The organism is Armatimonas sp. (assembly GCF_031410135.1).
Classification (GTDB): domain Bacteria; phylum Armatimonadota; class Armatimonadia; order Armatimonadales; family Armatimonadaceae; genus Armatimonas.
In genome coordinates, this window is the sequence record NZ_JANNYP010000223.1 from 1 (window position 1) to 1,267 (window position 1,267).

At 54.8% G+C, this 1,267-nt stretch carries 1 protein-coding gene and 1 pseudogene; both read left to right on the forward strand.

Translation table 11 applies throughout. The features are described from left to right. Positions 1-972: hypothetical protein (locus RMO15_RS07950; protein ID WP_309710238.1), on the forward strand; the 972-nt coding region annotated here is incomplete at its 5' end. After that, positions 969-1,267 (forward strand): annotated as a pseudogene (locus RMO15_RS07955) (diaminopimelate epimerase); the annotation flags it as partial. The gene RMO15_RS07950 and the pseudogene RMO15_RS07955, both read left to right, overlap by 4 nt.

Consider the following 1,267-nt stretch of genomic DNA (forward strand, 5'->3'; position numbering starts at 1 on the left):
CGCCCACCCTACCCGAGACATGCCATCCTGCTTTCAGTCCCGAAATTCTTCACAGGTGGCATGACTCGCCACGCTGCCATCCTACAAATGCTCGCCCGCGAGCACGTTTTCATTTTCCATGAGGGAGCCAGTTCTTACGTGAAACTTAGCAGGAAGTTTCACCAGCTCCTTGGTGCCCGACTGGGTTTCTCTTCGCAAGTCTTTCCGATCCTCAGAATCCGGTATCGAGCTTGGGATGCCCTCGAAGGGACCTGTTCATGGTTCCATCTCCCGGAGCCCTTCCAGCGCGCGTTTGGCACCGAAGAACTCTGTTCACCCAGCTTTGCCCAGCGATGGCGAAGCGTCGTTGAATCGCAGAAGACCATGCTCAAGGAAATCGGCCTGTTGCGCCGGCCGACCCAACTGATCGGCTTCCTGGATAGAACTCTCGGCGGAGCCTGGAGCACCCTCTCCGTGGAATACAGCTCATTACACAACGTACTTGCGGAAGTCCAAGCCAAAGTCGATGATCTATCAACTCAGCGGGATGATCTCTACGAAAGGCGCCGCTTTCTGCGCAAAGAGATTGGCACTGCCCAGCTGGCACTCGGGAACCACTTCCGGGCAAAGATTTTTCAACTTGATCCCTCTCCTGGTGATATCTTGGAGCGAGAACAGTTGCAGGCCCGAGTTGATAAAATTCTGCGAGACCTTCATCACCAAAAGCAGAGCTTCCTTGCCTTGAAAGAAGCCCAACAGGCGGTGGTTCAAGATCAAGCCGTGGTCAACGTTCACGAACGGCGGCGGCAGATTGAGCTTGAAGCAGAACTGAAACGCCTCCGTCTGGTCCGTGACGCAATCATTAGTTCAGAAGGTTTAGAGCAGGCCAGCCGCCGTCCGAGTGCCTGGTGGTTCCCGCTCGTCTCTCCAAACGGGAAATGGTATCGACAAACCATGGAGAGTGCGGACTACTACTTGGAGCCGCTCGTTTGAAGTTTTGGAAATGGGAATCCATCGGGAATGACTTCCCGCTTTTTCACGCCGAAGATCTTCCGACAGGCACCGACCTGCCCTCATTTGTCCAGCGTGTTTCCGACCGCCACTTCGGGATTGGTGGAGACGGCGTGCTCGTGCTGTCCAAAGAGGAATCTGATCTTCGGCTTCGCATGTTCAATCCAGATGGCACCGAAGATTTTTGTGGGAATGGGCTTAGAATCGCGGCATCCCAGGCTCGGACTCAGGGGTGGGTCGGAGATGACTTTGTGATCAGACATCTAGACAGGAAGGT